Source organism: uncultured Algimonas sp., assembly GCF_947498175.1.
Classification (GTDB): domain Bacteria; phylum Pseudomonadota; class Alphaproteobacteria; order Caulobacterales; family Maricaulaceae; genus Litorimonas.
On record NZ_CANMJB010000017.1, the window covers coordinates 21,783 to 29,600 of the forward strand.

Consider the following 7,818-nt stretch of genomic DNA (forward strand, 5'->3'; position numbering starts at 1 on the left):
TAAGCGTAGTGTCATGTCGGCCCGTTTGCATGCAACATCCGAACGCAGCGCCGCGAACAGCCGGACCCTGCGACCCGCTCTGAAGATCGCCATCGGTATCGGAGCCTTCCTTTTGCTCGCGCTGATACTGGCCGCGGGTTGGATATGGTCGAACCGGTTCGACCTGATGGAACGACAAGCTGTCACCTATCTCGACTCCCTGGGTATCGACGCCGATCTCGATATTCGCGCGGCCGACGAGGACAACGCCGATATCCGCAATATCCGCCTGTCTCACGACGGCGAGACATTTCTGTCCATCGATCGTCTGCAAGCCGCATACCAGTGGCGGGACCTTTTGGACGGTCGTGTGGAACGGCTCGATTTCGAAGGCCTGGACGCCACGATCACAATGGATGAGAATGGCCGGATCATCGATGGCTGGCGACCGCCATCGACAGGCGGAGACACGCCCTTTCCAGCCCGCGGCGTCGGCCTGGATGAGGCGACACTACGCCTGCGCACGCCGTTCGGCGAAGCGACGACCGATGTCAGCGGCGAAATCGAATCGGCGCAGCAGTTCGCGCTCGAAGGCGACCTGAAACCCACGACACTGTCCCGCGACGGGGCAAGCATCATCGTGCGCGGCCCTTTCACGCTGAACCGGGACGATGACTCGTTCACGGCCACCGCTCCGCGAACGCGATTGTCGCTTTCCCATCCGTCCGGCACTTTGCGAGACACGCTCGCCGATGTGAACGGTCGCTTCGACATAGAGGACCGCTCCGCGCAGGGGCGGCTCGTCTTGCGCGGCGGGACATTCGGAACGGCTGCCGAGCTGACAGGCGGAATCGATCTGCTTAGCTTCGACGGACGTTGGCGGGACGGTCGCCTTCTCGGGGATGCCGATGCCGTGCTCTCGGATGTCGCGCTGACAGACGAGGAACAACGCCGCGACTTGTCCGGCACGCTCAGCCTTGCCTCCGCCCTGACCGACGTGCCCGTCGCGCAGAATTTCGCACCCGGACTCGTGGCTCCGATCAACGACCTGCTGACACAAGCCGATGTCGAAGCCCGGCTCACGCTCGACATTTCCGACACGGACCGGACAATATCCCTGCGCGGCCCCATGACGATGCAGGCATCGCGGACGACCCTGACGGTCGGCCCCGCACCGGACACACCGCTATACCGGTATGAGACCGGCGCCGCCCTTTACGACGTCGCGGCATCCATCACCATGGACCGTCCTCTCCCGATCCAACTCGACCCCTTGCGGATCGGCATAAGGTCGCCGGATGGTTTCACCGTCGAGGCGGTCGCATCCGCAACGGGTCGGTTGGAAACTGGTGCGGTGTGGCGCGCCGCGACTGGCACGGGTCGCCCCGCCCGTCTCGCCCCGCTAGTGGTCGCTTTCGACTACGCCGCGTCGCCGGATGTCCCGTCGCGGCTCGAACTGCTCGGAGTGGCCGATTATGACGGCGACATACCGGGCGGTTACGCGACCGGCCTCGTGACCGGAGGCCGGCTGACGGCCCAGTTCGAAGACGGCCGCAATTGGGTCGCTTTCGCGCCGGACCGGCCCTTGCGCTTCGACCGTCTTGAAACGACGTCGGAATGGATCGTCGAGGATTTCGAGGGGCGTCTCGATCCCGGCGATCCCGTCTATGCGCGCGACGCATCGGGCGCTGCGACCGTCAGCACGCGGCTTGCAGACGCGACCCTGAAAGCGCTTCGACCTGAAACCGAAGCCGCAGACGCGGCAGAATTGGATCTGCAGATCGGCCAAGCCGACCTCGCCGGCCGGCTTCGCGACGATCGGCAGAACTGGACGGTCGCATTCGATGCCTTGGCGCTGCAGTCCGACAGTTTTCCGGTCGAAGGCACGGATCTCGAATTGCCCGAAGGCGAACTCACCGTTGCGCTATCGGCGGATGCGCGCTCTTCCTTCGCGCTTGTCACGCCGGACTCCATATTGCGCACGCCTGCCTATGTCGTGGAGGGCATGGCACTCGACGCCAGCGGAACCGCGGAACGCTACACGCTCGCCTATGAAGGCGGGGACGTCACCATGATCCCTGAGACGGAAGAGGCCATGACTGTGCCGGTCTTGCCCGTATCGGGCACGCTTCTGTTCGAGGACGGACGGTTCAGCGGCAACGCGGAAACGATCCTGCCGCGCGCGCCTGGAAATCCGGTCAATGTCGATTACCGCTTCGTCGACGGGCGCGGCACGGCGGATGTTTCCATCCGCGATCTGCGCTTCCAGCCGGGCGGCCTGCAGCCTCAGGACCTGGCCCCGGCCCTGCGCGGCAAGATCGCGCAGGTGGACGGCGCGATCGATGCGGATCTGGACATCGCCTTCGGCGGCGATGCCCCGATGTCGGGTACAGGCACGGTGGACATTAAGGACATTTCGCTGGGTACGGCGCCGGGTCCCGTTACCGGCCTGTCGGGACAGGTCGAGCTCACATCGCTCTTTCCCGTCGTCACGGCACCGGAGCAGCGCCTGTCCGTCGCGACGTTCAATCCAGGCTTTCCACTGGAAGACGGAACGTTGGTCTATGCGCTTGTGGAGGACGGCGTGGACATCACCAGCGCGGTCTTCCCGCTCGGCGAAGGGCAGGTTTCGTTCGATCCGTTCCTCTGGACCTATGGGGCGCCGGAAAACCGCGTCGTCCTGCGCGTCAGCGGCGTCGAAGTGGGTGAATTCCTCAAGGATGTGGGCAATGGCCGCTTGTCCGTGTCGGGCATTCTGGAAGGCGCGATCCCGGTGGTCGTGCGCGGTATCGAGGTGCTGGTCGAAAACGGGCGGCTCGAAGTCAAGAATGGCGGCGTCATCCGCTACAAGGGCGAAGACGTGTCCGGTAGCATCCCCAATGAATATGCCGGCAAAGCCATCCAGGCCCTGGAAAACTTCTCGTACGAATCGCTGTTTCTCGAAATCGACGGACCTCTGGACGGCGAAATCCTGATGGGTCTGCTTTTCACAGGATCCAATCCCGATGTGCTCTACGACGTGCCGTTCCAGTTCAACGTCACGGTCGAAGGCGAGTTGTTCAACATCGCGCGAAGCCTCAACCCGAACGGCATGCAGGAGCGCATCCTCACCATCGTGGCGGAACGCGCCGAGCCCGGCGCGGACGAGCCGGAAGGGCCCGAACCCTGAGACCTTAGCGGGTCTTTTCAGCCGGGGCCGGTCGTGTTCGGTCCGGCGTCGGCGTCTTCGCCCACGAACGGATTGAATTTGCGTTCCTGGCCGAACGTGCTCATGCCGCCATGGCCCGGCACGAACCGCATATCGTCGCCCAGCGGGAACAGCTTCGTGCGGATGCTGTCGATCAGCTGGCTGTGATCGCCCTTGGGAAAATCGGTCCGCCCGATCGAGCCCTGGAACAATACGTCGCCGACGAAGGCGATCTTCATGTCCCGATTGTGGAACACGACATGGCCCGGCGTGTGGCCGGGCGTGTGGACCACATCGAAGGTCACGCCGCCCAGTTCCAGCCGGTCGCCATCCTCCAGATAGCGGTCGGGCACCACGGCCCGGCCCATGCCGGGATGGCCGTAGCGGGCCCAGTGTTCGCCGATCTCGTCCATCCAGAACTGATCGTCCTTGTGGGGGCCGATGACCGGCACGCCCAGCTCCTCGCGCAGCTGGTCCGCGCCGCCCGCATGATCGAGATGACCGTGGGTCAGCCAGATCGCCTTGAGCGTGACGCCGTGCTCGTCCAGCTTCGCGCGCAGCCGGTCCACTTCGCCGCCCGGATCGATGAACACGCCCTCCTTGGTGCGCGTGTCGAACAGTAGGGAGCAGTTCTGCTGGAACGGGGTGACGGGGATGATCTTGAGGTCGAGCATGAGGCTCATGTCGGGGCCGCCGTGCGGCGCGTCAACGCCGCTGCATGACAAAACGGACATTCAGACCGGGTTCAGGGTCGAAGCGCTATCCGGAGATCAGGCCGTTCATGCGGTCTCTCTCTTTTCGACTTAGGCCCGGGCGCTCACGCGTTCGGGTCTTTTTTTGCGAGATTTGCGACCAGGCATGAGTCTCACAAACCCTTGTGCCAAATGTCACGCTGCGGTCATGATCGCGGGCCATGGGACACTCATCCCTTGACTGGGCGGCCTCGGCGACTCTCCCCTCCCCGACCTGACTCGCCGGGCCGCCCCTTTTTTCAATCCTCCAGCATCTCCGCAATGACGGCGGCGGCTTGATCGCGCGGAACCGTTCTTTGCGCCGGCCGCGCGGATTTCCATTCCTCGTTGGTTTCGATCGCCTTGGCCATGTCCGCGCCCAGCGGCAGATCCTTGATCGTGACCTCGCCCGCTTCATGCTCGTCAGAACCGACCAGCACGGCCAGCTTCACGCCGCGCCGGTCGGCATACTTCAACTGCTTGGTCACATTGCCGGAGCCGGTGAAGACTTCCGCGCGGATTCCAGCCGCGCGCAGTTCCGACGCCAGCGCGAAATAATGCGGCAGCAATCCCCGGTCGAAGACGGTGACCAGCACGGGCGGCTGCACGGCGGCTTCCACCGCCCCCATGCGTTCCAGCGCGGAGACGAATCGCGATACACCGAAGGAGAATCCCGTCGCGGGTACGGGTTGACCGCGGAAGCGCGAGACCAGATCGTCATAGCGCCCCCCACCGCCGATCGAGCCGATCCGGACCGGACGGCCCTTGCGGTCCGTGATGTCGGCCAGCAGTTCCAGCTCGAAGACGGGTCCGGTGTAGTAGCCCAACCCGCGCACGACGGACGTGTCGAAGCTCACCCGGTCCGGTCCGAACCCGGTCGCGCTGAGCAGCCGGTCGATCTCCGCCAGCTCGTCCACACCCTGCCGCCCCCGGTCGGACGGTCCGACCAGCCCGGACAAGGTCGCGACCGTCGCCTGCCGGTCAGGATCGGATGCGGTGGTGAAACCGAGTACGGCCTTGATGCCTGCAGGGTCCAGTTTCGCGCCGTCCGTGTAGTCGCCGGACTCGTCCTCCCGGCCTTTGCCGAGCAGCGCTTCCACGCCGTCCTCGCCGAGCCTGTCGAGTTTGTCGATGGCGCGCAGGACCTGCAGGCGCTGCACCGAGCCGGCCTGCGTGTTCGGCACGCCGGACGCTTCGAGAATGCCGTCGAGCAGTTTGCGGTTGTTCACCCGCACGGCATATTGCCCGTCCGACAATCCTGCGGCGCGGGCGATCTCCGCCGCCACCATGATCATTTCGGCGTCGGCCACCGCCCCGCCCGCACCGACCGTGTCGGCATCGCACTGGGTGAATTCGCGAAAGCGCCCGGGACCCGGCTTTTCGTTGCGGAAGACCGAGCCCGCCTGGTAGCGCCGGAACGGCTTGGGCAGCGCGTCGTAATGTTCGGCCACGAACCGGGCCAGCGGCGCCGTCAGGTCGTAGCGCAGGGACAGCCACTGTTCGTCGTCGTCCTGCAGGGCGAACACGCCGACATTGGGCCGGTCTTCGTCCGGCAGGAACTTGCCCAGCGCATCGGCATATTCGAATGCCGGGGTCTGCAACGGCTCGAAGCCGAAGGATTCATAGACGGCGAAGGCCTTGGCGATCAGCGCGGTCTCGGAGCGGATCGCGTCCGCGGGGCGGTCTTCGAACCCGCGCGGGCGGCGCGCCTTGGGTCGGAACGGTTTTTGCTTTTTTGCCATGACGGCGCGCCTAGCGGGCGCCGCGCGCCCCGGCAAGAGCGCCCGGCTCTCCGCGGCCGTCAGACGTTGGTGCGCGCCTCGAAGGCTTCGGCGATATCGTCGCGCGAATAGGGTTTCTTCAGCAGGCGCAGCGCCTTGTAGCGCTCCGGCAGCATGGAGGTGTCGCTGTAGCCGGTGGCGAACACGAAGGGCACGCCTTTTTCCGTCAACGCATCGGCCACGGCTTCGGATGTGCCGCCTTCGATGTTGAAGTCCAGAATGGCGGCCGTGAGCGTCTGGGCGGAGAGCAGGGCGAGCGCTCCGGCGATGTCGCTGGCAAGATGGACGGCGGACGCGCCGAGCTCGGTAACGAGCTCTTCGGCGTCCATGGCAATGATGAAATTGTCTTCGACAATCATGACATCGCCCGAAAAGACGGACATTGGATGGGGCTCCTCTACGAACCGTCGGATCCGCCGAACCTGTCGGCAGGCGGCCAGGGTTTTCCGTCCAAAACCCAAGCCTCACAACAAAAGCTATCCGCGTTTAAACATGTTAACACGCGTTGCAATAACATATATCAACGTACGAGTTTTATCAATGCGCGGGTCGATGGGTCGTGTCCGGCCGCGTCGTCAGGGCCTGGGGCGCCCTCCATCTCGCCGAGAATGGCCGTTGCCAGCACCTTGCCCAATTCAACGCCCCACTGGTCGAAACTGTTCAACCCCCACATCACGCCCTGGACGAAGACCTTGTGTTCGTAGAGCGCGATCAGCGCCCCCAGCGCGTCCGGCGTCAGCGCGTCCAGCGTCAGCGTCGTGGACGGGCGGTTGCCGGGAAAGGTCTTTTGCGGAGCGATCCTGTCCAGGTCGGCCCCGGCGCGGTCGGCCCCGGCACGGGCGGCCCCGGCTCCGTCGGCATGTTCCGCGCGGACTTCCGCTTCGCTTTTGCCCCGCATCAAGGCCTCGCTCTGCGCGAAGCAGTTGGCCAGCAGGGCGAGGTGATGGGCGGGCCGTCCTTCCTGGTCTTCCAGCACGGCGACGAAATCCACCGGCGCGCCCGGCACGCCCTGATGCAGCCATTGGAAGAAGGCATGCTGGCCATTCGTGCCTTCATCGCCCCAGATCACCGGGCAGGTCGGTCCGGCGTCCGCTCCGTCCCGGCCCGCGCCCTTGCCGTTGCTCTCCATTTCCAGCTGCTGCAGGAACGGCGCCAGCTTGCGAAGGCGGCGGCTATAGGGGATGACGGCGAGGCTGCCATAACCGAGCCCGTTGCGGTTCCACACGCCGACCAGTCCCATCAGCACCGGCATGTTGCGGGCCAGAGGCGCGTCGCGGAAATGTTCGTCCATCGCCGCCGCCCCGTCCAGCATCCGGCCGAAGGCGCCCGGTCCGTAGGCGATGGCCAAGCTCAATCCCACGGCGGACCAGACGGAATAGCGCCCGCCGACCCAGTCCCAGAATTCGAAGACATTATCGGGATCGATGCCGAAGGCGACGGCGCGGTCGCTATTGGCCGTGACGGCCAGGACGTGATCGGCCGTTTCGCACTGGGCCGCGCCCAGCCAGTCCCGCACGGCGTCCGCATTCATGCGCGTTTCCTGCGTTCCGAAACTCTTGGACACGACAATGACCAGCGTGCGCGCCGGATCCAGCCCGTTCAGCGCATCGTTGACCGACGCGGCGTCCACATTGTTGACGAAATGCAGGCGGGGCTTCGCCTCCAGCGTCGCGGCAAACGCGTCTGCGACCAGTCGCGGCCCCAGATCGGAGCCGCCGATCCCGATATGCACGATATCGTCGAACCGGCCGGACCGGCGTGTCTTCGTCGCGAATGCGGCGATCCGGTCCCGCATCGCCGACACATCCTCCGCCACGGTCGTCCCGCCGACACCGCGCAATGCCGTATGCAGCACCGCCCGCCCTTCGGATTCGTTGATCGGATCACCCGCGAACAGTTTCGTCCGCCACCCTTCCAGGTCCTCCGCCTCCGCCAGAGCCAGCAGGGCCGACAGATCGCCTTCGGACACGCGCTGTTTGGAAAAGTCGGCCCGCAACGGGCCGACACGCACGATCATGCGGTCCATCCGGTCCGGTTCGCGCGCGAAGAGCTCGGCAATGGCCGGGGTGGATGAAGCGCGTGTGCGAAAGATTTCGAAGGTCATGCGGCTTCATTAGTTGATGAACGGACAGGGGGATAG

5 protein-coding genes are annotated in these 7,818 nt (G+C 65.1%); 1 reads left to right on the forward strand and 4 read right to left on the reverse strand.

Annotated features, from left to right (window positions below; genetic code table 11):
- The first annotated feature begins 13 nt into the window (after positions 1–13).
- Positions 14–3,148, forward strand: coding sequence for a YdbH domain-containing protein (locus tag Q0718_RS13530; RefSeq protein WP_298919076.1), 3,135 nt, complete (start codon positions 14–16; stop codon positions 3,146–3,148).
- 17 nt (positions 3,149–3,165) lie between these two features.
- Here the strand turns inward: Q0718_RS13530 and Q0718_RS13535 are convergent, their stop codons facing one another.
- The 4 genes from Q0718_RS13535 to pgi all read right to left on the reverse strand — a co-directional run bounded on the left by Q0718_RS13535 (position 3,166) and on the right by pgi (position 7,782).
- The gene (locus Q0718_RS13535; RefSeq protein WP_298919078.1) at positions 3,166–3,849 is read right to left on the reverse strand and encodes an MBL fold metallo-hydrolase; all 684 of its coding nucleotides are present in this window, start codon (positions 3,847–3,849) and stop codon (positions 3,166–3,168) included.
- 308 nt (positions 3,850–4,157) lie between these two features.
- Complete coding sequence (hisS, locus tag Q0718_RS13540) at positions 4,158–5,639, reverse strand: histidine--tRNA ligase (RefSeq protein WP_298919082.1); 1,482 nt, start codon at positions 5,637–5,639, stop codon at positions 4,158–4,160.
- A 59-nt stretch (positions 5,640–5,698) separates the two neighbouring features.
- Positions 5,699–6,061 (reverse strand): response regulator, encoded by a 363-nt coding sequence (locus Q0718_RS13545; RefSeq protein ID WP_298919085.1) that lies wholly within the window; start codon positions 6,059–6,061, stop codon positions 5,699–5,701.
- Between the two features lie 137 nt (positions 6,062–6,198).
- Positions 6,199–7,782, reverse strand: a complete 1,584-nt coding sequence (gene pgi / locus Q0718_RS13550) for a glucose-6-phosphate isomerase (RefSeq protein ID WP_298919088.1) — start codon at positions 7,780–7,782, stop codon at positions 6,199–6,201.
- Positions 7,783–7,818: the final 36 nt, after the last annotated feature.